This window comes from Curtobacterium sp. MWU13-2055 (assembly GCF_023242305.1).
GTDB lineage: Bacteria > Actinomycetota > Actinomycetes > Actinomycetales > Microbacteriaceae > Curtobacterium.
Map to the genome: position 1 here is coordinate 142,013 of NZ_JALLIO010000002.1, position 26,634 is coordinate 168,646.

The window sequence follows — 26,634 nt, forward strand, 5'->3', positions numbered from 1 at the left end:
TCAGCGCGCCGGGGCCGTCGCGATGTACGTCCGCGTCGGCCCGCCCGTCAGTGCGTGCGGGAACTCGACCCCGTCCGCCCGGAACCCGCCGGCTTCGTAGAGCCGCAGCGCCCGCTCGTTGCCGGCGAGTGCGTGCAGGACCACCGCGGGGTGTCCCGCCGCTGACGCCGCGTCGACCGACGCGGCCAGGAGCGCACGCCCGACACCCCGCGCCTGCACGTCCGGGCGGACGGCGAGCAGCGACAGGTAGGCGGCGTCGGACGGGTCGGTCGGACGCCCGGACCCCGGCGCCGTCACGAGCGCGAAGCCGTCGATCGCACCGGCCGTTCCGGCAGCGACGAGCAGTGCGACGCGCGGCACGGCGAACTTCGACGCCGCGCGGGCTCGCACCGCATCGGACTCCGGAACGCCGTCCCGTGCCGCGACCGCTGCGACCCACAGGTCGACACACGCCGACACCTCGTCCGGGGCCGCTGGACGCACGGACACGGACGGTTCGATCACCCGGTCAGCCTACGACCGCGCTGCTGCCGATCCTGAACGACGCCCCACGGTGCTCGTCGGGCAGCCGGTCACCGCGGCCGTGCAGCTTGTGCCGCAGCGACCCGAGCTCGTAGCCGGTCGGGTACGCCCCGCGCGCACGGAGTTCGGGGATGACGAACTCGATGACGTCCTCCCACGTGCCCGGGGTCACCGCGTACGCCAGGTTGAAGCCGTCGACGTCGGTGCGTTCCTGGATCTCCTGCAGCCGGTCGGCGATGGTCGCTCCCCCGCCGACGGCGACCGGCCCGAGTCCGCCGATCGCGGTGTGCCGGGCGAGGTCGCGGATCGTCCACGAGCTGCCGTCCTCGCCGGTCGCCGCGGCGATGTTGGCCGCCGCCGACTGGATCGCGTTCGACTCCACGTCGCCGAGGGGCTCGTCGAGGTCCCACTGCGACAGGTCGACGCCCATCCAGCCGGAGTTGAGCACGAGTGCACCGAGCTCCGACGCGTACGACAGGTAGTCCTCGTACTTCGCCTGGGCCAGCTCGTCGGTGGCGTCCGTGATCACGGTGAGCAAAGTGTAGACGCGAGCGGCGTAGCGGTCGCGACCAGCTGCCTCCAGGGCGTCACGGACCTTCGCGACGGTCGACGCGAGCTGCTCGACGGTCGGTGCGCCCACGAAGACGGCTTCGGCGTTCTCCGCTGCGAAGCGGATGCCGCGCGGTGACGCGCCCGCCTGGTAGATGACGGGCGAACGCTGCACCGACGGCTCGGACAGGTGGATGCCCGGCACGTCGAAGTGCTTGCCGTGGTGCTCGATCGGGTGCACCTTCGCCGGGTCGGTGAAGACGCCGGACGCGCGGTCGGCGACGACGGCGTCGTCCTCCCACGAGCCCTCCCACAGCTTGTAGAGGACCTCGAGGTACTCGTCGGCCACGTCGTAGCGGTCGTCGTGCGACAGCTGGTCGGTCTGGCCCATGTTCCGCGCGGCGCTCGGCAGGTACCCGGTGACGACGTTCCAGCCGACGCGCCCCTTGGTCAGGTGGTCGAGCGTGGAGATCCGCCGAGCGAACGGGTACGGGTGCTCGTACGCCGTACCCGCCGTGATCCCGAAGCCGAGGTGCTCGGTCACCGACGCCATCGCCGACACCAGCAGGATCGGGTCGTTGACCGGCACCTGCGAGCCCGTTCGGAGCGCGGCCTCGTTCGAGTCGCCGTACACGTCGTACGTGCCCAGCACGTCGGCGATGAAGATGCCGTCGAACGCCCCGCCCTCGAGCGTCTTCGCCAGGTCCGTCCAGTACGTCAGGTCGCGGTAGTCCCGCGATCGGTCGCGCGGGTGACGCCACAGCCCGGAGGACTGGTGCGCGACGCAGTTCATGTCGAACGCGTTGAAGCGGATCTGCCGGGGCTCGCTGCTGCTGGTCACGCCTGGCGACGCTACGTGCGGGGTCTGCGTCCGTCATCCATCGTGACGAAGCGTGACGGCCGACTGTCGGTAGGTGCTGCTGCGTGTGCCGTTGCCGGTGCCGGTGCCGGTGCCGGTGCCGGTCCGTCCCGCACAACCAAAGTCGTCCGGAACCGGCGATTCACCCTGCTCGGATGCACTTTGGTTGTGCGGCGGTGCACTGCCCACGACTCAGGCGCGGTCGTGGAGCGTGACCTGGTAGCCGTCCGGGTCGGCGAACGTGAACGTCCGGCCGAACGGGCCGTCGATCGGTGCCGACACGATCGTGTGGCCGTCGGCCACCAGGGCGTCGTGGATGGCCTGCACGTCGGTCGCGTGCAGCCAGATCGCCGCGCCGATGCCCGGCTGCGAGACCGCGTCGAGGTCGGCGCCGGGGACGACGTCCCGCAGCGCGAAGGCGATGGGCGTCGTCTCGAAGACGACGGCGTGTGGCGGGCCGGCCTGGGAGCGGACGAGACCGAGGTACTGCTCGTAGAACGCCTGCGACGCCGCCAGGTCGCGGGTCTGCAGGGAGATGAAGTCGGGGCCGGTGACGGGCATGTGGTGCTCCTTCGGTTGTGTCAGTTTTCTGACACGGCACAACCTATGTCAGACTCCTGACATGAGTCAAGACGGCACCGACAGCAGCGACGTCATCGACCTCGAGACGTCCCTCGGGTACCTGCTCAAGGAAGCCGCGAGCGCGCTCCGCGCCGCGATGGAGGCCGTGCTGCGCCCACTCGGCATGACGATGACGCACTACTCGTGCCTCGAACTCCTGGCACAGCGGCCCGGGCTGTCGAACTCCGAGCTCGCACGCGGCGCCTTCGTCACGCGGCAGTCGATGAACGTGCTGCTGCAGGCCCTGGAACGGGACGGCTTCGTGACGCGGGCCACCGAGGCACCGGTGGGCAAGGCACTCCCGACGCGGTTGACGGCGAGCGGCCGGGCGAGCCTCGAGCTCGCGAGCGCGGCTGTCCGCGGCGTCGAGGTCCGGATGCTCGACGGGTTGTCGGACGAGCAGCAGGTGGCGGCGCGGGGGGCGTTGCGCAGCATGGTGCGCTCACTCCGCCGCACCAGCGACGACGAGGCCGGCACGGTCTGACGACGCGCTACCCTTCGACCGGTATTGATGTATCTCTCGAAGGGAACTGTTCGTGCACGAGGACTTCACCGGCCTGTACCTGTCGAGCCTCTGGCTCAGCGTCGCGACGCTCGCCGGCGGGTACGCCCGGACCCGGAACCGATCGGCGTGGACCTGGTTCCTCCTGACGCTGCTGTTCGGCCCGCTCGCGGTGCTGCTGCTCGTCACGTGGCCGGCGCGCCCGCCCGGCCGGACCGACCCCGCGCGGACCGATGCGTCCGCATCGGCACCGGACACGGGCGGTTCCGAGGAGTAGCCCTGACGCAGAAGCGCGCAGGACCAGATCCTCTCAGGGAAGGGCGGACACCATGGCGCTGCAGGACGACGTCGTCACCGACGTCGGCGGGGATCGACGACTACGGACCGCGCTGCTGATCGTCGGCATCGTGGCGGTCCTCGTCGGTGTCGCCTCACTCGCGCTCCCGCACGCGACGCTGTTCGCGGTCGCGTGGGTGTTCGGCATCTACCTGCTGGTGTCCGGCCTGTCGATGATCGTCCGTGCGTTCGCCCGCGGGATCGGCACCGGCCGCCGCATCGGCTTGGTCGTCCTCGGTGCGCTGATCCTCGCCGGGGGCATCGTGGCGCTCGTCGCCCCGCCGGTCGGGGTGCGGTGGATCGCGTTCGTGATCGGCTTCGCCTGGCTGGTCGAGGGCATCACCCTGCTCTACGCCCCGACACCGACGAACCGTGCCCTGACGATCGGCGCCGCGGTGCTCAGCATCGTCATCGGCGTGCTCGTCATCAACCTGCCGTCCATCGGGGCAGCGCTGGCCGTCGTCGCCATCGCCGGCTTCCTGATCCTGTTCGGCATCGTGCAGATCGCCCTCGGGGTCACCGTCGGACGCACTGACCGATCCGCCACGGCCGCCGGTCGAGCGGCCTGACCACGACCTCTGTGCGGGGGTTCGTCACCCGTCGAAGACGACGTCGGCAGCGTCCCTCGGGGCGAACTGCGCTTCGAAGTCGCGTTCGTTGGGGATCCACACGTCCCACCACAGGTCGTCGTGATCACGTCCGAGCCGGCGGTCGCGGGCCATGCCGCGACGAGCGGCGGTGTCGAGGCCCACGTCGCACCAGACCGCCACGTCGATGAGCGGCATCGCGTCGGGGTGGAAGAGGCCGATGAGGTCGACGACCACGACGTCCGTCGTCGGCAGTGGCTCCGCGGGACCGAGTGCCCGGACCGACCAGTCGAACCGCTGGAACGTGCTCGCTCGCCCCGTCCGGTGCGGTTCGAGGACGGACGACGTCAGACGCTCCCGATCGACACCGTCCCAGTCACCCGACCGCCGGTGGGACCGCTCCGGATCGAGGAAGTCGTCTCCACGGATCCGCACGGCGCCCGGCACCGTCCCGGCCAGACTGCGCGCCAGCGTGGACTTCCCGGAGCCGCAGTACCCCGAGATGCCGACGACGATGGGGTACCCGGCCGAGGCGCGGCGTGCCGCCACGAGGTCGATGACACCGTCCTGATCCATCGGACCAGGGTACGAGCCGATCACCAGCACGGGATCCACGCCGACGACTCCTAGGCTCGACGGGTGGACGTCACACTGCGGAACAGCATCCCCGAGGACATCGAGTGGCTCGTCGAGCTGCGTGCACAGGTCCTCCGTGCCGACCTGGAGCGTCTCGGCCGCTTCGACGCGGTCCGGGTCCGCGGGCGGATGCGTGATGCCTTCGCGCCCGAGCACACCCGGGTCGTCGTGGTCGACGGGTGTGATCGCGGCTCGATCACCGTGCGTCCGGACGCCGACACCCGGTGGATCGAGCACTTCTACCTCGCGCCGGAGGTCCAGGGGCGGGGCGTCGGATCGACAGTGCTCCGGACCGTCCTGTCCGAGCCCCACACGGGTGCGACGCGACTCAACGTCCTGCAGGGCAGCGCCGCGCGCCGGCTCTACGAACGGCACGGTTTCGTCGTGGACACCGAGGACGACGTCGACGTCTTCATGACGCATCGTCACGTCTGAACGATAGGTTCGACGCATGAGCCACGTCCTGCGATCCATCGGCCGGGTGGTGCTGACCACGCTGCAGTACCTGGCCGCCGTACTGAGCGCCATCGGTTCCGGCGGTGCCACCGCCCCGGCCCAGCCACCCACCCGATCCACGAAGCCGCGGGACGAGTACCGTCCCTGACCAGGCCCTACAGCACCTTCGCGTACCAGCGGTCGGAGTGCGGGTCGTCGTTGAACGGCGCGACCTGCACGAACCCGAGCCGTTCGTACAGCGCGCAGGCCTCGGCGAGCTCGGCCCGGGTGTCGAGACGCAGCGACGTGATCCCGCGCACCCGGCAGACCTCCTCGACGTGGCGCAGGAGCGCCGAACCGGCACCCCGACCGCGGCGCTCCGGCAGCGTGAACACCTTCGTCGGCTCACCGACGGCACCCACGAAACGCACGCCGGCACACGCGACCACCGCTCCCCCGTCCGAGGCGACGACGAACAGCCCGGAGTCCCCTTGCAGGTCGTCGAAGGGCTCGTCGAGCATCGCGCGGTCGACCTCGGCCGGCGTCGCCGCCCGCCCGTACCACCGCGACGCGACCTCGGTCAGGTAGCCCCGTACGATCGCGTCGGCCCGGCCTGCGCCGGGTCGCTCCGCCTCGAAGATCATCGCGCTCCTTCAACAGGCACACCATTCAAGCCGTTCGGGGCCCGGTCGGTGACCAGCTGCGGACGGGAGGCGCTGGGCGGGCCCGCACCGGGCCTCCTGGCCGTCACGTGGTCGCGATCGCGAGCCGCACCCGGCTCAGCGGGACGCCGTCGCCTCACGCGCAGCGGCTTCCGCCGCGACCCAGGCGAGCATGCCGCACTTGACCCGCATGACGAACTTCGAGACGCCGTGGAAGGCGATGAGGTCCTCGAGGACGTCCTCGTCGGGCTCACCGACGCCGCGGGAGCGCATCATCGTGCGGAACTCGTCGGTCAGTGCGAGGAGCTCCGGGACCGTGCGGCCCACGGCCATGTCGGTGAGGACCGATGCCGACGCCATCGAGATCGAGCAGCCGTCGCCCTGCCAGGCGAGACCGGCGATGCGGTCGGTGCCCGGTTCGAGACGGATGCGGACGGTGATCTCGTCGCCGCACGTGGGGTTGCGCTCGAAGTGCGAGGCGTCGGCGTCGGGCAGGTCGCCGTCGCCGTGCCGGGCCTTGGCGTGGTCGAGGATGACCTGCTGGTACAGGCTGTCGAGGGAGTTCATACGGTCGCTCCGAAGTAGCCGCGGACCTCGCCGACGGCCGCGATGAACCGGTCCACGTCGTGCTCGGTCGTGTAGACGTAGGTGCTCGCGCGGCTGGTGGCGACCAGGCCGAGGCGGCGGTGCAGGGGTTGGGCGCAGTGGTGCCCCGAGCGGACGGCGATGCCCTGCGCGTCGAGGTACTGCGAGACGTCGTGGGCGTGCACGCCGTCGACGTCGAACGACACCAGGCCCGATCGCGGGACGCCGACCGGCGGACCGACGACGCGGATGCCGGGGACGGCGGCCAGGCCGTCGAGCATGCGCCGGGCGAGGTGCTCCTCGTGCGCGCGGACACGTTCCATGCCGATGCCCTGCAGGTAGCGGACGGCCTCGGCAAGGGCGACGGCCTGCGAGACGGGCTGCGTGCCGGCCTCGAACCGCTCGGGTGCCGGCATGAACTCCGACGCCTGCATGGTCACGGTGGTGATCATGGACCCGCCGGTGCGGAACGGGGGCAGCGCGTTCAACAGCTCGCTGCGGCCCCAGAGGACGCCGATGCCGTTCGGGCCGAGCATCTTGTGCCCGGAGAACGCGGCGAAGTCGACGCCGAGCTGCTGCACGTCGAGCGGCCGGTGCGGCGCGGACTGGCAGGCGTCGAGGACGACCAGTGCGCCGCGGGCGTGAGCGAGACCGACGATCTGCTCGACGGGGGCGACCATGCCGGTGACGTTCGAGACGTGCGCGAACGCGACGACCTTGGTGTGGTCGGTGATCAGGGCCGCGGCGTCCTCGGCGGTCCAGGTGCCGTCGGCGGCGACCGGGACCCAGCGGAGCGTCGCGCCGGTCAGCGCGGCGAGTTCCTGCCACGGCACGAGGTTCGCGTGGTGCTCGGCCTCGGTGACCAGGATCTCGTCGCCCGGTCCGATGCGGAAGCGAGCGGCGTCGACCCCGCCGCGGCCACGGCTGGCGTTCGCGATGCCGTAGGCGACGAGGTTGAGGGCGTCGGTGGCGTTCGCGGTCCAGACGACCTCGCTCGGACCGGCAGCGCCGATGAAGTCGGCGACGGTGGCACGGGCGTCCTCGTAGGCATCGGTGCTCAGCGCCGCGAGCGTGTGCGCCCCGCGGTGGACGGCGGCGTTGTCGTGCTCGAGGAACCGGCGTTCGGCGTCGAGGACCTGGGTCGGGCGTTCCGCCGTCGCCCCGGAGTCCAGGTACGCCAACGGTTGCCCGTTCACGTCCTGCGCGAGGATCGGGAAGTCCGACTTGATCGTCTCGACCTCGGCCTCGGTGAGCGGCTGGTTCGGCGCCACGACTGTCACGTCTCGTCCTCCTGGTGTTGCTGTCCGGAGCAACCCGTCAATGGTGGCCGTTGTTCCCGACGGCGTCCAGTCGGCACGGGAACGGCCCAGGACCACGCCGGGTCCTGGGCCGTCGCACGGTGGGGCTACTCGTTGCCGATCTTCTTGTCCGCAGCGTCGCGGGCACCGTCGATCTTGTCGTCGTACTTGCCGCCGGTGGCCTTCTTGACCGCGTCGGCGACGCCCCCGAGGACCTTGTCGCTGATGTCCTCGGCCTTCTCGCTCTTCAGGGCGTCCTGGACCTTGTTGTCCTTCAGGAAGTCCTGGGCCTTCTTCGTGATGTCGTCGAACCCCGCCATGGCCTGCTCCTCAGCTCGGTGCGGAGCCCATCGCTCCGTCATGCCGCAGATCGTAGGCCGCAGAACCGACCTCTGTCCCGGAACGTGACGAAGTGTTCACACCATCTGTGCGCTGCGTCGACGTGCCAGGACGTACCCGACCGCGACCGCCCCGGACACCGCGAGGAGCGACGGGATGAGGATGTCGGTGCCCTCCTGGGTGAACTCGACCACCAGGACGAGCGCCGTGAACGGGGCCCGCATCGTGGTCGCCAGGAACGCCGCGGCGCCGACGAACGCGAAGGCCGCCAGGCCCGGGCCGTCGGCCGGCCAGAGCAGGAGCCACGCGCCACCGAGGCCGCCGCCGATCGCCGAACCGATCGCGATCGAGGGCGTCAGGGTGCCGCCGACCGCGCCGGCACCGATCGTGGCCGACGTGGTGATCGTGCGGACGACGCCGAGCAGCAGGAGCAGCACGATCGGCGCCAGGCCGGCGACGGTGTCGTCGTCGAGCGAGGCGTTCATCGCGACGATGCCCAGCGCCCGGCCGTTGCCGAGGATCTCGGGGAACGGCACCGCGATGAGCCCGACCATCGCGAACACCACCGGCAGCACGACGAGCAGGTGCCAGCCCTTGGGCGCGATGCCCTGCAGCCGGTTGGTGAGCTTCACGAACCCGACGCCCGCCAGGCCGAGGACGGGCCCGACGATGATCGCCCAGACGAGCAGCGACGGCGACATGTGCATCGCGGGCACGTGGTAGAGCACCTCGTCCGGGATCACGAGCCGGGCGACGAACGCGGCGACGGCACTCGTGGCGAACGCGGGCAGGGCCGTGGCGAAGCTGATCTCGCCGAGCAGGACCTCGACGGCGAACAGCGCACCACCGAGCGGGACGTCGTACACCGCGGCGAGGCCCGCTGCCGCTCCGCAGGCGACCAGGATCTTCGTCTCGCGCGGGGTCAGACCGGCACGACGGGTGACGAGCTGGGAGAGCCAGGCGCCGACCTCGCGCGGCGCGACCTCCTTGCCGATCGAGGCGCCGAGACCGACCGCCAGGATCTGCACGCCGGCGTTCGCCAGGGTCGCCAGCGCGGGCATCCGCTTGCCGCCGACCGCCGCGGTGACCGACACGATCGGACGCCCCCAGCGCCGGAGCGCCCACCAGGCGAAGCCCGTCAGGACACCGGCGGCCACGAGGGCGAGGAACCGGTTCAGCGCCGACGGTGCGTCCGCCGCCTCGAGGTGCCCACCGAAGCCGTACCCGAAGGCCACGAACTGGATGAGCTGCAGCGCGAGCCACACGGCGATGCCGGCGATGCCGCCGGAGACGCCCACCAGGGCGGTGACGACGGCGAGCTTGAGCGCCCAGACGGGGGTCGCGTGTCCGGAGCGCGGCATGTCGGAAACCCTAGCGGCTCCGATCACCGGCACCGGGCCTCCCGGTCGTCCCACCCGCCGTCAGACGGCCGTCAGACGGAACGGGACCACGCAGTCGGCGGGCATGAGCGGCGGGTGCAGGCCGACCGTGCCGAGCACGCGACCGCTGAACACCCGTGCGCCGCTCCACCAGTCCGGCCGGACGATCCCGTGCCCGTCGCCGACCACGATCGGGTCGACGCGGTACGAGGCGTCCGGGTCGAGGTCGCGGAAGGTGACCCGACCGGTGCCGGACACCTCGGACCGCCCGATGCTCGCCAGGAAGAAGACGGCGTGCTGCCGGTCCGGCGTGACCGTGCCGTACACGAGCCGGGAGTCGTCGACCTCGTCCATCCGCACCAGGTCGCCGCCGTGCAGCAGCCCGCGCAGCTCCTTGTACAGCGCGATCCACTCGGCCAGCGACGCCGACTCCTCCGCCGTCGCCTCGGTGAGGTCCCACTCGATGCCCAGGTGCCCGACGAGCGCGGTGCCGGCCCGGAAGGCCAGGTCGTGCACGCGGCCCGTCGAGTGGTTCCTGCCGCTCGCGATGTGCGCGCCGAGGAGTTCCGGGGGCAGGAGCTGCTGCGTCCACCGGTGCATCTGCTGCCGCTCGAGGGGGTCGATGTCGTCGGACACCCAGACGCGGTCGGTGTGCTCGATCACGCCGAGGTCGACCCGGGCGCCACCCGACGCGCACGACTCGATCTCGAGCGTCGGGAAGCGCCCCTTCAGGGTCGCCATCAGCCGGTACGTCGCCAGGGTCTGCTCGTGCACCGCCGCGCCGCCACCGGGGAACCCGGCCTCCACCAGGTCGCGGTTGTGGTCCCACTTGACGTACTCGATGCCGTACTCGCCGATGATCGCCGTCATCCGCTCGAGCACGTACTCGTACGCCTCGGGGATCGCCAGGTCGAGCACCTGCTGGTCGCGGGACCGCATCGGCAGACGGCCGTCCGCCTGCATGATCCACTCCGGGTGGGCGCGGGCGAGGTCGCTGTCCTCGTTCACCATCTCGGGTTCGAACCACAGGCCGAACTCCATGCCGAGCGCCCGGACACGGTCCACGATCGGCCCGAGCCCGTCGGGCCAGACGTCCTCGTCGACGTACCAGTCGCCGAGCCCGAGGTGGTCGTTCCGGCGGCCGCGGAACCACCCGTCGTCGAGCACGTACCGCTCGACCCCGAGGGCCGCGGCGCGCTCAGCCAGGTCGGTCAGCCGGGCGAGGTCGTGGTCGAAGTACACGGCCTCCCAGACGTTGATCGTCATCGGCCGCGGCGTCGTCGGGTGCTGCGGCCGGCTGCGGAGCCACTGGTGGAACCGTCGGGCCTGGTCGTCGAGCCCGTCACCGTGGGTGAACCACACCCACGGCCCCTCGTACGTCTCGCCCGTGCCGAGCCGGACCTCGCCCGGCAGCAGCAGTTCGCCGCCGCCGATCACCTGGCGCCCGGTCGACAGGCGTTCGGCGTGGTGCCGGTGGTTCCCGCTCCACCCGGTGTGCACGCCCCAGACCTGCCCGCGGGCGAAGCCGAAGCCGGGCTCCCCCACCGTCAGGACGGTCGCGGCGTCGGCGCCGGTCCGGCCCTTGCGGCTCTCGCGCTGGTGGGTGCCGACGACGAGCTCGCGGCGCTGCGGGGTGCGTTCCTTGCCCCATCGACCGGCGAAGTCCAGGACCTCGCGCGCCCCGGACGGGATCGGCATCGCCACCGTCAGGTCGTCCACCGTGTAGACGCCGTCGGCGGTGTTCGTGACGGCAGCCCGGGCGCGGACGAGTCCGGAGACGAGCACCTCGATCGTCAGCCGGACGGCGAGCCCCGCGGTGTCGTCGGCAGCCTCGGCCGTGACGGTCGTGTCGGTCACGTCGAGCGCCCGGACGGTGAACGCCGGCGACCAGTCGTGGCCGTCGCGGTGTCCGGCCAGGCCGGGTCGTCCGCTCCACCCGCGGTTCGGCTCGGGCAGCACGGCGACACGGACGGGGTCGTCCATCTCGTTCTGGGCCACGGGGGCGACGTCCGCGTCGGCGAGTGCGACGAGCGCGTCGTCGTCGAGTGGCCCGAGGGCTGCTCCCCAGTGCACCACCGCGGGCAGCGCGTGGTCACGGCAGTCGAGGACGAGGGAGACGCCCCCGGCGGTCAGGTGGACGAGGTCGGACGAGGTCACGGCCCCAGTCTTCCTCAGAACCAGCGCTTGACCTTGAACACGACCCACAGGATCGCGGCGAACAGGACCATCCCGACGATCGACAGCGGGTAGCCCCAGGTCCACGTCAGCTCGGGCATGTGCGTGAAGTTCATGCCGTAGATGGCGGCGATGAGCGTCGGGGCGAACAGGATCGCCGCCCAGCCGGAGATCCGCTTCGTGTCGTCGTTCTGCTTCTGCGCCGCGAGCGTCGAGTCGACCGTCAGGGCGTTCTGCAGCAGCTGCCGGAACGTGTCCAGCCGCTCCACCGTGCGGATGGCGTGGTCGAGGACGTCGCGGAACCGGCGCTGCATCTCGATCGGCAGGTGGTACTTCTCGGCGCCGCGGTGCAGGTTCTCGATGATGTGGATGAGCGGTCGGGCCGCACGTTGGAAGTCGACGACCTCGCCGAACAGTTCGTAGATGCGCCGAGAGACCCCGGCCTCGCCCGCGAACAGCTGGTCCTCGATCTGGTTGATGTCCTCTTCCAGCCCGTCGATCACCGGCACGTAGCCGTCGACGATCGTGTCCATGAGCGCCCAGAGCTGCGCCTGCGGTCCGACCGTCACCAGGCCGGGCTTGCCGCTCATCCGCTGCAGCGCTCGCGGGACGGTCGGCTTGCCGCGCGGGTCGGCCTTCACCACGACGAGGAAGAAGTCCTCACCGACGAAGGCGTGCACCTCGCCGAACGCCACCTCTTCCTGCCCGTCGTTGTAGAGCGCGGGCTTGAGGACCACGAAGAGCGTCGAGCCGTACCGCTCGAGCTTCGGCCGCTGGTGCCCCTCGGCGGAGTCCTCGACCGCGAGCTCGTGCAGGCCCAGGGCGACCGCGACGTCGCCGAGCTCCTGCGCGTCCGGTTGGTACAGCACGATGCACGCGCTCGCGCCCTGCTCGTCGAGCATCCGGAAGGTGTCGTCCAGCGACGGACTCGCCATCGGGGCGATCCGGTCGACGTACACGGTGTTCATCTCGACGCTCACGCGACCACCGTACGCAGGTGACCGGCTTTCGGACGGGAGGCCCGTGGCGGGCCCGCCACGGGCCTCCAGTCCGCCGTCCCCCACAGGCTGAACGCACGCTGCGCGCCCGACAGGACCGCCCGCCTACGGTGCAGGTCATCAGCATGCTGACGAAGGGAACGGTCATGAAGAGGATCTGGAAGCGCATCGCGGTCGCCGTGAGTGCCGTCGTCGCGGTGGTCGGGGCGTTCGTCGGGTCCGGCGCCGCCGGCGGGACACCGATCCAGGACGCTGCCGGCGGAGCACTGTCCGCGTCGTCGACCGCCATCGCACCGGACGGCCCGGCGTTCTCGATCTGGAGCGTCGTCTACGTCGGCCTCATCGCCTACGCCATCCGCCAGCTCTTCCGCACGTCGGACGATGACCGGCACGCGAAGCTGGCGGTGCCGGCGATCCTGTCGCTGCTGCTCAACGCGGCGTGGATCCTGTCGGTGCAGTTCGGGTTCCTGTGGGCGAGCGAACCGATCATCGTAGCCCTGCTCGCGGTGCTGGTCTGGACGTTCACGATCCTGCGGCGGACGAAGCCCTCCGGCGTCGTCGAGGCGATCGTCACCGACGGCACGTTCGGCCTCTACCTCGGGTGGGTGTGCGTCGCGACGGCAGCGAACACGGCCGCGGTGCTGACGGCAGCGGGCTTCCGGGGCTTCGACCTCGGGCAGGACGTGTGGGGTGTGCTCGTCGCAGCGGTGGCCGGGCTCGTCGGGCTGCTGCTGGCGGTGTGGGGTCGGGGTCGCCTGGCGCCGATGCTCTCCCTGGCCTGGGGGCTGGCCTGGGTGGCGGTCGCGCGGCTCGACGGTCCGCTGGTGTCGACGCCGACCGCCGTGGCCGCGGTGGTCGCAGCCGCCGCGGTCGTGGTGGTGACGGTCGCCGTGCGGGCGCGTGCGGGTTGGTCCGGCGCGCGTGGCTTGGCGGCGCGCACGGCCTAGCCAACATTCGCGCTCAGCGACAGTTCACGGCCGCGAGGCTGCGTGAACTGTCGCTGAGCGCGAAACAACGCGCGCCAGCGCCGGGCCCGCAGGCGGCCGGGGCCTACCGCGCGGACGCCACGAGCCCGTGCGCGGACGCCACGGCCTCGTTCGTGACCTCGCCGGCGTGCACGTTCAGGCCGAGGGCGAGCGACGGGTCGGCGGCCAGCGCGGCCTCCCACCCGCGGTCGGCGATCGCGACGGCGTACGGCAGCGTCGCGTTCGTCAGCGAGATCGTGCTCGTGCGCGGGACGGCACCGGGCATGTTCGCCACGCAGTAGTACACGGTGTCGTGCACCGCGAACGTCGGGTCGTCGTGGGTGGTCGGGTGCGAGCCCTCGAAGCAGCCGCCCTGGTCGATCGCGATGTCGACGAGCACCGATCCCGGCCGCATGTCCGCGACCATGGCATCGGTGACGAGCTTCGGCGCGGACGCCCCGGGGATGAGCACGGAACCGATCACCAGGTCGGCGTCCCGCAGGGCTTCCGCGATGGCGTGCGCCGACGACCGCAGCGTCGTGATCCGCCCGTCGAACCGGGCGTCGAGCGCGCGCAGCCGGGGCAGGCTGATGTCGAAGACCGTCACGTCGGCCCCCATGCCGAGCGCCATCGTCGCCGCGTGCTCGCCCGCGACCCCGCCGCCGATCACGACGACGCGGCCCTTCGGCGTGCCGGGCACCCCACCGAGCAGCAGTCCGCGTCCGCCGTTCGTGCGCATCAGGTTGTAGGCGCCGACCTGGGCGGACAGCCGTCCGGCGACCTCGGACATCGGCGACAGCAGGGGCAGCGAGCGGTCCGGCAGCTGCACGGTCTCGTAGGCGATCGCGGTGGCCCCGGAGTCGATGAGTGCATCGGTCAGCGGGCGGTCGGCCGCCAGGTGCAGGTACGTGAAGAGCACCTGTCCCGGACGGATGAGCGGGTACTCGGACGCCACCGGCTCCTTGACCTTCAGGATCAGCTCGGCGCGCGCCCAGACCTCGGCGGCGGTGTCGACGATCTCGGCGCCCGCGGTGCGGTACTCGTCGTCGGGGAACGCCGACCCGGTGCCGGCGCCGGCCTGCACCAGGACCTGGTGGCCGTGCAGCGCCAGCTCCGCGACACCCGCCGGGGTGGCCGCCACGCGGTACTCGTTGTTCTTGATCTCGGTGGGGACGCCGATGCGCATCGCAGACTCCTTCGTGGGTGGTGCTCTCGTCCACACCATTCAGCGCCGGATTCGTTGCGGTGACGTTACGGCCGAAGATCCTGACGACACACGGCGCATCCGTGCGATGAGATTCGGCGATCAGCCGCTCAGAAGACCTTGCCCGGGTTCAGGATGCCTGCCGGGTCGAACACCCGTCGGATCCCCCGCTGCAGCTCGAGCACGTCGTCCCCGAGCTCGTCACCGATCCACCGACGCTTCAACACCCCCACGCCGTGCTCGCCCGTCAGGGTGCCGCCCAACTCGATCGCGGCACGGAACATCGCATCAGCGGCGTCCCAGACCTGAGCCGGCACCTCGTCGCCGTCGAAGACGAAGTTCGGGTGCAGGTTGCCGTCACCGGCGTGCGCCACGGTCGGGATCGGGACGCCGTGTTCGCGGCCGATGGCCTCGACACGGGCGAACATCTCGGCGAGCCGGCTGCGCGGCACCGCGACGTCCTCGATGAGCACCCGGCCTCGCGACTCCATCGCGGCGTGGAAGGACCGACGGATCGTCATCAGGCGCTCGCGTTCCGCCGCCGACCCGGCCAGGTGCACGGTCCCGCCCTCGGCCTGGAGGCGCGGCACGGCTCCCAGCGCGGCCTCGGTCGCGCCCGGGCCGTCGAACTCCACGAGCAGGAAGACCCCGCCCGCCGCGGTGCTCCCCACCGTCTCCACGATCACCTCGGGTCCCAGGTACGCCGCGATCCCCTCGAGGGCGAGGACGTCCAGCAGCTCGACCGTCGACGGCCGATCCGCTCCCGCCACGACGGCCGCTGCCGCGGCCGCCGCCTGCTGCACGGACGGGTAGACGGCCCCGAGGGTCGCGGGCTCCCCCGCCGGGATCGGGACGAGTCGGACCGTGGCGCCGACGATGACGCCGAGCGTGCCCTCGGACCCGACGAGCAACGCCGTCAGGTCGAGGCCGGTCACCCCCTTCACGGTGCGGTGGCCGGTCGACACGAGCCGACCGTCCGCCAGCACGACGTCGAGTCCGAGTACGGCCTCGCGCGTGACGCCGTACTTCACGCACCGCAGACCACCGGCGTTCGTGGCGATGTTCCCGCCGACGCTCGCGATCGCCGCACTCGCGGGGTCCGGTGCGAAGCGCAGCCCGTGCTCGGCGACGGCGGCGTTCAGCGCACCGTTGAGCACCCCGGGTTCGACGACGGCGAGTTCGTCCTCGACGGACACCTCGACGATGCGGTCCATCCGCGCGACGCTGAGCACCACCGTGCCCTCGGTGCCGTTCGCGCCACCCGCCAGACCGGTGCCGGCGCCGCGCGGGACGACGGGGACGCCCAGGGCCGAGCAGGTCCGGAGCGTCGCCTGCACGTGTTCGACGGTGCGGGCCTCGACGACGGCGACCGGACCGCCGGGTGCGATCCAGCCGGACTTGTCGGTCCGCGCGGCGTCGAGCACGCCCGGTTCGGTCCGGACGACGGTGCCGTCGGGGTCGTGCAGGGCGGAGCGGAGCTCGGTGACGACGGTGTCCATGTCGTCACGCTACCGCCGCCGGGTGGACTCCCCGGCTCGGTGCCCCCACGGCGGTCAGCGCGTACGGAGCGACTCGCTCGGCAGCTCGCCGAAGCGGGCACGGTACGTCGCCGAGAACCGCCCGAGGTGCCCGAAGCCCCACGACCGGGCGATCTCGGCGACCGAGGTCTCGTTGCGCGCACCCCCGAGCAGGTCCGCCCGCGCACCGTCGAGCCGCACCTCGCGCAGCAGGTCGCCGGGCGTCTGGTCGAGGTGCCGTCGCAGGGACTGCTGCAGCCCGCGCGGGCTGAGCCCCGCCGCCGCGGCGATCTCGGGTGTGCCGATGGGTTCGCGGGCGTGCTCGTGCACGAAGTCGAGCGCCCGGCGGACGCGGCCGTGCTCCGGACCGCCGCCGGCCACGGTCGAGCGCCAGCGATCGCGCTGCGGGAACGCGCGGATCGCAGCGGTCGCGAAGGCCTCGGCGATGTCGCGCTGCGCGATCGGGTCGAGGTCGTGGTCGACGTTGAGCCACGTCGACGAGTGCGTCCGGACCACGTCCTGCCACGCGGCCGTGCCCGCAGCCGTCGGGCGCTGCATCGGCTCGAAGGCGAAGTCGTCCTCGCCGACGATCGCCCGGACGAAGTCGCGGTCCAGGTGCACGAGGTTCAGCGCGATGTCGCGGTGGTGCAGGGAGTACGGCTCGGCGAACGGCAGCACGACGGGCACGCCGGCTTCGAGCGCCCAGGTGTCGCCGCCGCAGGTGATCCGGCTGGAACCGCTCCGCATCCAGGCCACCAGGAACTCGTCGTCGACCTGGCTCTCGCTGCGCAGGTCGACCATGAACCGCGACGACCGCAGCGACATCCGGTCGTCGCCGACGCCGGCGAAGTCCCAGTGCGCGGTGGGGCGGGTGCGCCGGACCGCGGGTGCCCGGAAGTCGTAGTCGCGCCCGAAGAACGCGAGCGCCTGGTCGACGTCAGTGCCGACCACGCGACGGGAGTACCGGCCGCCCGGTCGGTCCATCGAGATCACCATGGCCGAGAACGTACCCGGCACCCCCGACAGAACCGGGTCACATCCTGACTCAGGGCTGCAGGATCGCCTGCCCGACGCTCTCGTCCAGGATCAGGTCCGTGACGAGCCCGGACGCCAGCGCACCCCGCAACGACGCGGCCTTCGACCGGCCCGCGACGACGCAGACCCGACGCGGAGCGCGCTTGATGGTGTCGAGGTCCGGGCCGCCCGCGCGCGCGTTCACGCCGATGTCCCGCCACGACCCGTCGGCCCGGTAGAACACGGTCGAGACGTCGCCGACGACCTGGGCCTTCGTCAGCTCGTCGCGGTCCGCGGGGTCGAGGTAGCCGCCGGAGTACACGTGCGACGGCACCGGGGCCTGCGGGGCGCCGACACCGAACACGACCAGGTCCATCCGCTCGTGCAGGTCGAGCACACGGCGGATCGAGCGCTCGCGGAACAGCGCCTCCTTCGTGGCGGGGTCGTCGAAGAACGCGGGCACCGGGAACTGCTGCACGAACGCGCCGTACGCCTCGCCGAACCGCCGCAGGATCTCCGAGGCGTAGACGATGCCCGTGGTCCGGGTGTTCGCGGCGCCGTTGATCTGCACGATGGTCGACCCGTGCGTGGTCTTCGGCACGAGGTACCGACTGACCGCGCTCACCGTCGAGCCCCACGAGATCCCGATCACCATGTTCGACTCGACGTACTGCGTCAGGATCCGGGCGGCGGACAGGGCGACACGTTCCAGGCGGTCGACGTCGCTCGTGTGGTCCGGCACCGGGACGACGTGCGCGTGCACGCCGAACCGCGAGCGGATGCTGCGGCTCAGCGCGGCGGCCTGGTCGAGGGGTGAGCGGATCTGGATGTCGACGAGGCCGGTGTCCCTGGCGTACTTCAGCAGGCGTGACACCGAGGAGCGCGAGGTGGCGAGTTCGTCCGCGATGGCGTCCATCGTCAGGTCCTGCAGGTAGTACAGGTGGGCGGCGCGCAGCGCCTGCTGCGTGCGCATGGGCTGAGCCGCATCGCTCATGGTGCTCCGATCTGTCGAACGCAACCATGCACGGACGTGCACGGCCTCTGCAACCCCTGTCGCGCCTCCCGGCCCCCGGATCGGAGCGCACGACACGTGTGCTGCACGTTCGTGCACGCGAGTTGCCCGACCTCCCAAACCGGCGCACGATCGATCCTGACCACGAGAACAGACGAAGGAAGCGACGAACCATGTCGAAGAAGACACAGCCCCGGAACACGGTGACCGCCCTCACCGAGCGCCCGAACGCGCAGGTCCTCGTCGTCGGCGGCGGCATCAACGGCATCGCCACGTTCCGCGACCTCGCGCTGCAGGGCGTCGACGTCGCCCTGGTCGAGCGCGGCGACTACGCCTCCGGTGCGTCCGCCGCGTCGAGCCACATGATCCACGGCGGCATCCGCTACCTCGAGAACGGCGAGTTCCGCCTGGTGCGCGAGAGCGTCCAGGAGCGCAACGGCCTCATCCGCATCGCCCCGCACTACGTCAAGCCGCTGCAGACGACGATGCCGATCTTCTCGACGTTCTCCGGCATCATGAACGCCCCGCTGCGCATGCTGACGCACAAGCAGCGCTCCACCAAGGAGCGCGGCGCGATGCTCATCAAGATCGGCATGACGATCTACGACTCCTTCTCGCGCGACGGCGGCTCCGTCCCGAAGCACGTCTTCCGCACCAAGAAGGCCGCGCTCGAGGACATGCCCGCCCTCAACAAGGACCTGAAGTACACGGGGACCTACTACGACGCGAGCGTGCACGAGCCCGAGCGCCTGGCCCTCGACGTCCTCAAGGACGGCATCGCCGCGGGCACCGGGACCGGCTCCGCCGCGACCGCCCGTGCGACGAACTACGTCGAGGCCGCCGGCACCCGCGACGGCGGCGTGCTGCTGCGCGACCGCGAGACCGGCGAGGAGTTCGTGTTCACCGCCGAGGTCGTCATCAACGCGTCCGGCCCCTGGACCGACCTGACGAACGAGGCGTTCGGCGGCGAGACGAAGTTCATGGGCGGCACCAAGGGCTCGCACATCGTCGTCCAGAACGACGAGCTGCTCGAGGCCACCAAGGGCCGTGAACTGTTCTTCGAGAACGACGACGGACGCATCGTCCTCATCTACCCGCTCAAGGGCCGGGTCCTCATCGGCACGACCGACATCGACGCCGACCCCTCGAAGCCGGTCACGACGACCGACGAGGAGATCGACTACTTCTTCGGGCTCGTGAAGCACGTGTTCCCGCAGATCGACGTCACGCGCGACCACATCGTCTACAGCTACTCCGGCATCCGCCCGCTCCCCCGCCACGAGGACACCGCCCCCGGCTTCGTGTCGCGTGACTACCGGATCGTGGACACCCAGATCGCCGGGCTGCCGAAGTCGACCGTGCTGTCGCTCGTCGGCGGCAAGTGGACGACGTTCCGTGCCCTCGCCGCGCACCTGTCGACCGAGGCCACCACGAAGCTCGGCATGCCCCGCAAGGTCGACACCACCGGCATGGCGATCGGCGGTGGCAAGGAGTTCCCCACCACCGACGCGCAGCGCGCCCTGTGGATCACGTCGCACCGTGACGGCCTCGACGAATCCCTGGTCGAGGGCCTGCTGGAGCGCTACGGCACCCGTGCGGCCGAGGTCGTGGACGTCCTGACCGACGGCCCCGTCGAGGCGCTCGAGTCCGACCCGTCGCTGACCCGCGCCGAGGTCGCGTACTTCGCCGAGCACGAGCAGGCCGTCCACCTGGTCGACGTGGTGCTGCGCCGCACGAACCTCGCGTTCGTCGGCGGTGTCACGATCGATCTGCTCGACGAGCTGGCCGACGTGCTCGCCGGGGCGCTCGACTGGACGCCCGAGGAGCGCGCGGACGAGGTCCAGCGCACGCTCGACGTGCTGCGCGAGGCGCACCGCGTGATCGTGCCGCTGACGTCCGCAACGGCACAGGCGTCGGCGTCGCAGCTCGCGTAGTCGACGCGACCACCTACGGACGGGAGGCCCGGTACCAGCTGGTACCGGGCCTCCCGTCCGTCATGGGGTTGCGTTCTCGTGCGTCAGTAGCGCTCGCCGGTCGGGTCCAGCGCGGTGCGGTCGATGAGCTGGTCACCACCGATCGGCTCGCCCTCCCAGTCGACCAGGTGCCAGCCGTCGGCGAAGGACCCCTCGAGCTCGACGATGCCGGTGTTCTCCAGGTGGCGCTTGGTGCCGAAGTGGTCCGGGGTGTTGTCGGCGGCCGCGCTCGCCCAGGTACGGATCGCCGCACCGTGACTCACCGCCGCCGCCACGCCGACGCCGGTGGCCTCGATCTGCCGCACGGCGTCGTCGTACCGCTCGAAGAACTCGAGCCCGCTCTCCGCCCCCGGCATCCGGGTCGTGCGGTCCCCGCCGGACCAGCCGTGCACCGTCGAGATGTACAGCTGCACGGACACCTTGTCGCTCTTGCCCTGGGTGTCCCCGGCCTCGATCTCACGCAGACCGGGCAGCACGACGGGCTCGAGCCCGAGCGACGCCGCCAGGGGTGCCGCGGTGATCTGCGTCCGGATCATGGTGGAGGCGAAGAGCCGCTCGATCCCCCGGTCGGCCAGGGCTGCCGGCAGGGCATCCGCCTGCTGCTGGCCGAGCTCGGTCAGGCCGGGTCCGGGCACCACGGCGTCGAGGACACCGTTCACGTTCGCGGGGGTCTGGCCGTGGCGGATGAGCAGCAGTCGCATGGATCCACCCTACGGACCACCGCCGACGTCAGCCCTGGCGGGTGTTCCAGCGGGGGTTCTGCTTGTTGATGACGTAGACCCGGCCGCGGCGACGGACGACCTGCGAGCCGGGGATCTTCTTCAGTGCCTTGAGCGAGTTGCGGACCTTCATGGTTCTCCTCCGTCGGCGCTCTCTTGTTGAGAACGGTTTTCAGGTAGGGTACTCGACATGCGTGCTGCTGCCATCACCCTCGTCACCGCCCTCCACGAGGTCGACGCCGACCGCGTCGCCGCCCGGATCGCCACGGGGCACCGGATGCACGTCGACGGGAGTGCGTTCGCAGCGGCCCGCGCGGTCGCCGAGCGGGCTGACCACCTCGACCGCGCCTGCGGCCCCGACGCCGACCACGGCCTCGTCGTCACGCTGCAGCCCGGCTCCGACGCCCGTGCCGTGGGCATGATGCTCGCGAACGCCGCCCGGAGCGAGACCGGTGACGACCGGGTGCTCCGGCACGTGGTCGGGGTACTGCGCGCCGACGACGTCGCCCACCTGCTGTGGTCCGACGTCGACGACGCATTCGTGGCCGCCGACCGGGTGGCGTCCCTCGTCGAGTACGCGACCGTCATCGCACTCGACCGTCTCGCGCCACTGTCCCTGCGCCGCCGTCGCGCACTGGTCGCACTGCTCCACCGGCTCGCGCCGCAGGCCGTGATCGTGGCGCTGCCCGCACTCCGGACCGCGCGCGACCTGCCCGCATCGAACGGCGGAGCCGCTCGGGTCCTGGCCTCGGGCGCCGGGTGGATGCGCGCCCTGTCGAGCGGAGCCGACACCGGCCGGGACGCCCGCGACGACCTGGTCGCGATGCGCTACCGGGAGCCGTTGCCGTTCCACCCCGGGCGACTGGCCACCGTGATCGAGCGGGACCTGGCCGCCGGGGCCTCGGGCCGGGTGCTCCGCTCGAAGGGGTTCTTCCGGCTGGCGTCACGCCCGGACCACGTCGGCTCGTGGTCGAGCTTCGGCGCGATGCTCGCGCTCGACCCCACCGCGAACCCGTCGTGGGACGCCGACGCCCCGATCGGGCAGGCGCTGTGGTTCGTCGGCGAGCGGCTCGACGTGCGGGCGATCGAACGGGCCCTCGACGGGGCACTGCTCACGCCGCCGGAGCTGCTGGCCGGGCCGGATCTGTGGCGCGGGTGGGCGGACCCGTTCCCCGTGTGGCCGGCGGTGGACCCGGCGTCGGAGCACCGGCACGAGTGAGGCGCGAGCGCGACTGCTCCGACTCCGAACGACATCCGCGACGTCGTGCGACGACCACGATGTCGTTCCCGCCCCCGTGCAACAGCCCGCGCGTGCAACGAACGACGAGGTCGATGTCGTACGACATCGACCTCGTCGTTCCGAGTTGAGCGACCCGCGGGCGCCCCCGGCGTCAGCGCGCCGGCACGGCCTCGGCGTCGGCGGCCTCGCCCGCGGCCCGGGCGGCGGCGTCCTGCGCGGCGAACGGCAGGTCCCCCAGGTCCAGGTTCGGGTTCGTGTCCTGCGTGAGCACGAGCTCCTTCGCCTCGGCCTCGGTCTCCACCGCCGGCATCGAACCCGGCAGCGGACGGCGCGAGGACTCCTTCATGCAGAAGACGCCGATCGCACCGACCACGCTCATCGCCATCAAGAAGTACGCCGGGGCGAGCTCGTCCCCGGTCACGGTCAGCAGCGCCTGCACGATCAGAGGCGTGGTCCCACCGAAGACCGCGATGGCGATGTTGTAGGCGAAACCCATGCCGCCGTACCGCGTCGAGGTCGGGAACAGCGCCGGCAGCGACGCAGCCTGGTTCGACACCCACAGCGCGGTCATCAGTGCGAGCAGCCCGAGCCCGGCCAGCGTGGACCACTGCGCACCGTGCCCGATCAGCATGAACGCCGGCACGACGAGCACCACGGTCGTCGCGGCACCGATCCACATCACGACGCGTCGACCGAGCTTGTCGGACAGCTTGCCGGTGAGCGGGAGCATGACCGCCAGCAGCAGGAGCACCGGGATCGTCAGCAGAGTGCCGTCGAGCGGCGAGTACCCGAGCGAGTCGGTCAGGTAGGTCGGCATGTACGAGGTCAGGGCGTACCCGACGGTGTTCGACGCCGCTACGAGCATGATCGCGATGACGATCGGCCGCCAGTGGTCTCGGACCATCACGAGCACGTTCGCGGGACGCTCCCCGTCGAAGGACGCGCGGGTCTCGGAGGCGGCCTCCTGCGCGGCCTGGGTCGCCTGGAACACCGGCGACTCCTCGATGCGCAGACGGAACCAGATCGCGACGACGCCGATCACACCGGCTGCCAGGAACGGGAAGCGCCAGCCGTAGGCGACCATCGCGTCCTCGCCGAGGGTGATCTGCAGCACCGAGACCACGGTCGCACCGAGCGCGAAGCCCAGGTAGCTGCCGAAGTCCAGGATGCTCGCGAAGAACCCGCGGCGACGGTCCGGGGCGTACTCGGTCACGAAGGTCGTCGCACCGGCGTACTCACCGCCGGTGGAGAACCCCTGCGCCAGCTTCAGCACGACCAGCACGATCGGTGCGAACACCCCGATCGTCGCGTAGGCGGGCAGCGCTCCGATGAGGAACGTCGACGCCGCCATCATGATGAGCGTCGTCGCGAGCACCTTCTGGCGCCCGATGCGGTCGCCGAGACGGCCGAAGACGATGCCGCCGAGCGGACGGGCGATGTACGTCGCAGCGAAGACACCGAGGCTGAACAGGATCTGCACGGCGGGCTCGGCGGTCGGCAGGAAGACCTTCCCCATCGTGACCGCCAGGTAGCCGTAGACGCCGACGTCGTACCACTCCATCGTGTTGCCGACGACCATGCCGCTCACCGCGCGGCGCATCATGCTCTTGTCGACCACGGTGACGTCGCTCTCGCGCAGACGTCGGTGCGGCCGGGTCGGGGTATGGCTGGGATCGGAGCCCATGTCTCTCCTCGAGGATCGTGACGAGCCGGCAGGGACCGGCTCGGGCCGGTGGAGACCGGCTCAGGAACAGCGAGCGACGTTACCGAGCGACCGAAATGTCATTGGCCGGTGATTCCCAGGCAGCGGCGTGTCACCCGAACGGGGGGAGGGCCCGATCCGCATGCGCCTGCGGATCCGGAAGGCTGAGTATCGAGGACATAACATCGGCGCATGGCGATCGAGCCCGAGACGAAGAGCTGGACCTGGGTCATCGAGGGCACCTGCCCCGAGTGCGGCTACGACGGCACCACGGTGTCGATCCGCGACGTGCCGGGGATCATCGACGCGAACACGACTGCGTGGCCGACCGAACTCGGCCGGGATGACGTGCGCGAGCGTCCCGACGACCACACCTGGTCGGCACTCGAGTACGGCGCCCACGTGCGCGACGTGCACCGGAAGATGACCGAGCGGCTCGCCCTGATGCTCACAGAGGACGCCCCGACGTTCCCGAACTGGGACCAGGACGCCACCGCGGTCCAGGACCAGTACGGCGAGCAGGACCCGGCCGTCGTCGTCCGGGAGCTCGGCGAGGCCGCACACCGGGCAGCGCGGGCGTTCGACGAGGTCCGTGACGACCAGCTCGAGCGCACCGGACTGCGGTCGGACGGCAGTGCCTTCACCGTCGCGAGCCTCGCGACGTACTACGCGCACGACCCCGTCCACCACCTGTGGGACGTGCGGCGCACGCACTAGGTTCGGGCGTACCTGCCGGAATCGGGCGTACCTGCCACGAAGAAACGACCAGGTATGCCCGAAAGCGCCTTCCATCGCGCCCGTTCTGGGAAGGAACGCGCACCTGCAGGCGCCGAGCAGACCGCTCAGGCGAGCGCGTCGAGCAGGGCGCGGGCCGTCGCGGCGTCCGACACCAGCTCGTTGACGAGCCCCCCGCGCACCGCGCCGACGATGCTGCCGACCTTGGCGCTGCCGACGGCGACGCCGACGGCGTGCGGCACACCGGACAGGACCTCGCGTGAGGTCCGGACCATCCGGTCGCTGCCGGGGAACTCGATGGGCGAGCCGTCCGCGGCGTAGAAGTTGAGGCAGACGTCACCGGCGGCGTGGTCGAACGCGGCGTCCTCGACGGGGACGCCCCGCGCCAGGGCGTCGCGCGTCGGGGTCGGCGCCCCGATGCCGAGGATCGCGCCCTTCGCCCGGCCCCAGAGCCCGACGACGTGCTGGAAGGCCGGGTCCTCGTCGAGCGAGGAGCGCATCGCGGGCGACGGCAGCGCCTGCGCGAACAGGAAGGCGGGGATCGCTCCGGAGTGCTCCGCGGCGGTCCGGGTGATCTCGTTCGTCTGGAACCACGGCATCGGGTCGGCCTGCCCGCCCACCGTCGGGACGAGCTGCACGCCGGGCAGGCTCGGCATGCCGGCGTGTGCGACGTCGTACACCGTGCGGCCCGACGACATCAGGACGGCGTCGCCGGGGACGAGTCCCATGCCCTCGACCGCTGCGGCCAGGGGCGCGGCGAGGTCGGCGCCGAGCGTGGCGGTGTGCGTGACGGCGGCCAGGTGCACCGCTCGGATGCCGAGCACGACCTGCAGCCGTTCGGCGAGCGCGACGGTCTCGTCCTGGAACGGGTCGACGACCTCGATGCGGACGAGACCGGCCTTGCGCGCCTCGGCCACGAGCCGCGACACCGTCGGACGCGAGACACCCAGGCGCGAGGCGATCTCGACCTGGGTGGCGTCCTCGAGGTAGTACATCCGCGCCGCCTGGTACACGGTGTCGAGCGGGAACCGGGTCCGGGCACCCTCGGCGGCAGGGTTCTCGGCGGACATGCGCCGATCGTATCCCCGGCACACCTCAGCGGATCGTGAACCCGCCGTCCACCCGGAGGTCGGCGCCGTTCACCATCGCGCTCGACTCCCCCGCCAGGAACAGCACCGCGGCGGCGATCTCGTCGGGGGTGGCGAAGCGGCCGGTGGGGATCTCGTCCTGGTGCCGGATGCCGTTCTCGTTCGCCCACGCGGCACGGCCGAGGTCGGTGAGGACGACGGTCGGCGACACGGTGTTGACGGTGACGCCGCGACCGCCCCACTCGAGCGCGAGCACACGGGTGAGTCCGATGACGCCCGCCTTCGAGGCGCAGTAGGCGGCGTGCCCATCGATGCCGACGTGCGCGGCCTGCGAGGCGATGTTCACCACGCGCCCGTACCCGGCAGCGAGCATGTGCCGACCGACGGCCTGGGCGACGCGGAAGGTGCCGGTCAGGTTGACGTCGATCGTCCTCGACCAGGTCTCGGCGGACAGTTCGTCCGCCGGAGCGAGTGCGGCGATCCCGGCGCAGTTGACGAGCACGTCGACGCGACCGAAGTGCGCGACGACGTCGGCGACGGTGCGCGCCACGGACGTCTCGTCCGTCACGTCGCAGCCGAACCCAGCATGGAGGCCCGCGGCCGCGGCCGGCGCATCGGTCGCAGCCGGCAGGTCGGCCGCGGCCGGTGCATCGGCGGCGGCCGGCAGGTCGGCCGCCGCCGCCGTGGCGCCGTCCGCACGGACGTCGACGATCGCGACCCGCGCACCCCGTGCGGCGAGCGCCCGGGCGATCGCGTTCCCGATGCCCGAGGCGCCTCCGGTCACCACTGCGGTGCGGCCGGTGAAGTCGTTCGTCAGGTCGACGGTGTCCGGGCCCGGGCGCAGGGCTGCGGCGAAGTCGGGGGTGGTGCTGGTCGTCATGTTCGCTCCTTTGCGTCGGGTCGAACCTAGCAGAAATTGTGTTCTGGACAAACGTTCTGCGAGGTGTACAGTCGTCGCCGAAGCCATCCAACGAAGGAGCAG

29 protein-coding genes are annotated in these 26,634 nt (G+C 71.4%); 9 read left to right on the top strand and 20 right to left on the bottom strand.

The genetic code is table 11. From position 1 onward, the window contains the following. The 3 genes from M4960_RS05355 to M4960_RS05365 all read right to left on the bottom strand — a co-directional run bounded on the left by M4960_RS05355 (window position 1) and on the right by M4960_RS05365 (window position 2,491). Window positions 1–504, bottom strand: a complete 504-nt coding sequence (locus M4960_RS05355; RefSeq protein ID WP_248703663.1) for a GNAT family N-acetyltransferase — start codon at window positions 502–504, stop codon at window positions 1–3. A 4-nt stretch (window positions 505–508) separates the two neighbouring features. After that, window positions 509–1,912 carry an LLM class flavin-dependent oxidoreductase gene (locus tag M4960_RS05360; protein WP_308221993.1) on the bottom strand — a complete coding sequence of 468 codons (1,404 nt, stop codon included), beginning with the start codon at window positions 1,910–1,912 and terminating at the stop codon, window positions 509–511. Between the two features lie 210 nt (window positions 1,913–2,122). Continuing rightward, a complete protein-coding gene (locus M4960_RS05365; protein WP_248703664.1) occupies window positions 2,123–2,491 on the bottom strand; it encodes a VOC family protein in 369 nt (122 codons plus the stop codon). Window positions 2,492–2,552: 61 nt separating this feature from the next. On the opposite strand from M4960_RS05365, the gene M4960_RS05370 reads away from it, so the two are divergent. From M4960_RS05370 to M4960_RS05380, 3 genes are read left to right on the top strand one after another with little or no spacing between them, the layout of a single operon-like run. Beyond that, the gene (locus M4960_RS05370; protein ID WP_248703665.1) at window positions 2,553–3,035 is read left to right on the top strand and encodes a MarR family winged helix-turn-helix transcriptional regulator; all 483 of its coding nucleotides are present in this window, start codon (window positions 2,553–2,555) and stop codon (window positions 3,033–3,035) included. A 52-nt stretch (window positions 3,036–3,087) separates the two neighbouring features. Continuing rightward, on the top strand, window positions 3,088–3,330 hold the full coding sequence (locus M4960_RS05375) for a hypothetical protein (protein ID WP_248703666.1): 243 nt from the start codon (window positions 3,088–3,090) through the stop codon (window positions 3,328–3,330). A 52-nt stretch (window positions 3,331–3,382) separates the two neighbouring features. Beyond that, on the top strand, window positions 3,383–3,958 hold the full coding sequence (locus tag M4960_RS05380; protein WP_248703667.1) for an HdeD family acid-resistance protein: 576 nt from the start codon (window positions 3,383–3,385) through the stop codon (window positions 3,956–3,958). 24 nt (window positions 3,959–3,982) lie between these two features. On the opposite strand, the gene M4960_RS05385 is transcribed toward M4960_RS05380, so the two are convergent. Continuing rightward, window positions 3,983–4,552 carry a uridine kinase gene (locus M4960_RS05385; RefSeq protein WP_248703668.1) on the bottom strand — a complete coding sequence of 190 codons (570 nt, stop codon included), beginning with the start codon at window positions 4,550–4,552 and terminating at the stop codon, window positions 3,983–3,985. A gap of 63 nt (window positions 4,553–4,615) precedes the next feature. On the opposite strand from M4960_RS05385, the gene M4960_RS05390 reads away from it, so the two are divergent. After that, entirely contained in the window at window positions 4,616–5,047 is a 432-nt protein-coding gene (locus tag M4960_RS05390; RefSeq protein ID WP_248703669.1) for a GNAT family N-acetyltransferase, read from the top strand. A 16-nt stretch (window positions 5,048–5,063) separates the two neighbouring features. Further along, complete coding sequence (locus tag M4960_RS05395) at window positions 5,064–5,216, top strand: hypothetical protein (protein ID WP_165901119.1); 153 nt, start codon at window positions 5,064–5,066, stop codon at window positions 5,214–5,216. 7 nt (window positions 5,217–5,223) lie between these two features. Here M4960_RS05395 and M4960_RS05400 read toward each other — a convergent pair whose 3' ends face one another. The 7 genes from M4960_RS05400 to M4960_RS05430 form a co-directional block, all read right to left on the bottom strand. Beyond that, window positions 5,224–5,691, bottom strand: coding sequence for a GNAT family N-acetyltransferase (locus tag M4960_RS05400; protein WP_248703670.1), 468 nt, complete (start codon window positions 5,689–5,691; stop codon window positions 5,224–5,226). A 135-nt stretch (window positions 5,692–5,826) separates the two neighbouring features. Continuing rightward, a complete protein-coding gene (sufU, locus tag M4960_RS05405) occupies window positions 5,827–6,276 on the bottom strand; it encodes a Fe-S cluster assembly sulfur transfer protein SufU (protein WP_131921813.1) in 450 nt (149 codons plus the stop codon). After that, the gene (locus M4960_RS05410; protein WP_248703927.1) at window positions 6,273–7,565 is read right to left on the bottom strand and encodes an aminotransferase class V-fold PLP-dependent enzyme; all 1,293 of its coding nucleotides are present in this window, start codon (window positions 7,563–7,565) and stop codon (window positions 6,273–6,275) included. Before M4960_RS05410 ends, sufU begins: the two co-directional genes overlap by 4 nt. Window positions 7,566–7,699: 134 nt before the next feature. Next, complete coding sequence (locus M4960_RS05415; RefSeq protein WP_374202887.1) at window positions 7,700–7,954, bottom strand: antitoxin; 255 nt, start codon at window positions 7,952–7,954, stop codon at window positions 7,700–7,702. Between the two features lie 54 nt (window positions 7,955–8,008). Next, the gene (locus M4960_RS05420) at window positions 8,009–9,292 is read right to left on the bottom strand and encodes a chloride channel protein (protein WP_123338757.1); all 1,284 of its coding nucleotides are present in this window, start codon (window positions 9,290–9,292) and stop codon (window positions 8,009–8,011) included. 60 nt (window positions 9,293–9,352) lie between these two features. Then, on the bottom strand, window positions 9,353–11,467 hold the full coding sequence (locus M4960_RS05425) for an alpha-galactosidase (RefSeq protein WP_248703671.1): 2,115 nt from the start codon (window positions 11,465–11,467) through the stop codon (window positions 9,353–9,355). Between the two features lie 14 nt (window positions 11,468–11,481). Continuing rightward, window positions 11,482–12,465, bottom strand: coding sequence for a magnesium and cobalt transport protein CorA (locus tag M4960_RS05430; protein WP_243698069.1), 984 nt, complete (start codon window positions 12,463–12,465; stop codon window positions 11,482–11,484). A gap of 164 nt (window positions 12,466–12,629) precedes the next feature. On the opposite strand from M4960_RS05430, the gene M4960_RS05435 reads away from it, so the two are divergent. Further along, window positions 12,630–13,430, top strand: a complete 801-nt coding sequence (locus tag M4960_RS05435) for a tryptophan-rich sensory protein (RefSeq protein WP_123292320.1) — start codon at window positions 12,630–12,632, stop codon at window positions 13,428–13,430. A gap of 103 nt (window positions 13,431–13,533) precedes the next feature. Here M4960_RS05435 and ald read toward each other — a convergent pair whose 3' ends face one another. The 4 genes from ald to M4960_RS05455 form a co-directional block, all read right to left on the bottom strand. Further along, window positions 13,534–14,634: an alanine dehydrogenase gene (gene ald, locus M4960_RS05440; protein WP_123291994.1), complete on the bottom strand. Its 1,101-nt coding sequence runs from the start codon at window positions 14,632–14,634 to the stop codon at window positions 13,534–13,536. 128 nt (window positions 14,635–14,762) lie between these two features. Then, entirely contained in the window at window positions 14,763–16,151 is a 1,389-nt protein-coding gene (locus tag M4960_RS05445) for an FAD-binding oxidoreductase (RefSeq protein WP_248703672.1), read from the bottom strand. A gap of 54 nt (window positions 16,152–16,205) precedes the next feature. Continuing rightward, window positions 16,206–17,165, bottom strand: a complete 960-nt coding sequence (locus M4960_RS05450; protein ID WP_248703673.1) for an AraC family transcriptional regulator — start codon at window positions 17,163–17,165, stop codon at window positions 16,206–16,208. 49 nt (window positions 17,166–17,214) lie between these two features. Next, window positions 17,215–18,177, bottom strand: coding sequence for a sugar-binding transcriptional regulator (locus M4960_RS05455; RefSeq protein ID WP_165901120.1), 963 nt, complete (start codon window positions 18,175–18,177; stop codon window positions 17,215–17,217). A 191-nt stretch (window positions 18,178–18,368) separates the two neighbouring features. On the opposite strand from M4960_RS05455, the gene M4960_RS05460 reads away from it, so the two are divergent. Further along, a complete protein-coding gene (locus tag M4960_RS05460; RefSeq protein ID WP_248703674.1) occupies window positions 18,369–20,129 on the top strand; it encodes a glycerol-3-phosphate dehydrogenase/oxidase in 1,761 nt (586 codons plus the stop codon). 83 nt (window positions 20,130–20,212) lie between these two features. On the opposite strand, the gene M4960_RS05465 is transcribed toward M4960_RS05460, so the two are convergent. Together M4960_RS05465 and ykgO are read right to left on the bottom strand one after the other, a co-directional pair. Then, window positions 20,213–20,869, bottom strand: coding sequence for a histidine phosphatase family protein (locus M4960_RS05465; protein WP_248703675.1), 657 nt, complete (start codon window positions 20,867–20,869; stop codon window positions 20,213–20,215). 28 nt (window positions 20,870–20,897) lie between these two features. Beyond that, the gene (ykgO, locus tag M4960_RS05470) at window positions 20,898–21,020 is read right to left on the bottom strand and encodes a type B 50S ribosomal protein L36 (RefSeq protein WP_022905672.1); all 123 of its coding nucleotides are present in this window, start codon (window positions 21,018–21,020) and stop codon (window positions 20,898–20,900) included. A 57-nt stretch (window positions 21,021–21,077) separates the two neighbouring features. Here ykgO and M4960_RS05475 point away from each other — a divergent pair, with 57 nt between their 5' ends. After that, entirely contained in the window at window positions 21,078–22,106 is a 1,029-nt protein-coding gene (locus tag M4960_RS05475; protein ID WP_173169255.1) for a GTP-binding protein, read from the top strand. A 172-nt stretch (window positions 22,107–22,278) separates the two neighbouring features. Here M4960_RS05475 and M4960_RS05480 read toward each other — a convergent pair whose 3' ends face one another. After that, window positions 22,279–23,811: an MFS transporter gene (locus M4960_RS05480; RefSeq protein WP_159573218.1), complete on the bottom strand. Its 1,533-nt coding sequence runs from the start codon at window positions 23,809–23,811 to the stop codon at window positions 22,279–22,281. A gap of 210 nt (window positions 23,812–24,021) precedes the next feature. Between M4960_RS05480 and M4960_RS05485 the strand changes: the two genes are divergently transcribed. Next, complete coding sequence (locus M4960_RS05485) at window positions 24,022–24,546, top strand: DinB family protein (protein WP_131921822.1); 525 nt, start codon at window positions 24,022–24,024, stop codon at window positions 24,544–24,546. A 125-nt stretch (window positions 24,547–24,671) separates the two neighbouring features. Here M4960_RS05485 and M4960_RS05490 read toward each other — a convergent pair whose 3' ends face one another. Then, window positions 24,672–25,634 (bottom strand): sugar-binding transcriptional regulator, encoded by a 963-nt coding sequence (locus M4960_RS05490; protein ID WP_111084401.1) that lies wholly within the window; start codon window positions 25,632–25,634, stop codon window positions 24,672–24,674. Between the two features lie 25 nt (window positions 25,635–25,659). After that, window positions 25,660–26,532 (bottom strand): GolD/DthD family dehydrogenase, encoded by an 873-nt coding sequence (locus M4960_RS05495; RefSeq protein ID WP_248703676.1) that lies wholly within the window; start codon window positions 26,530–26,532, stop codon window positions 25,660–25,662. Window positions 26,533–26,634: the final 102 nt, after the last annotated feature.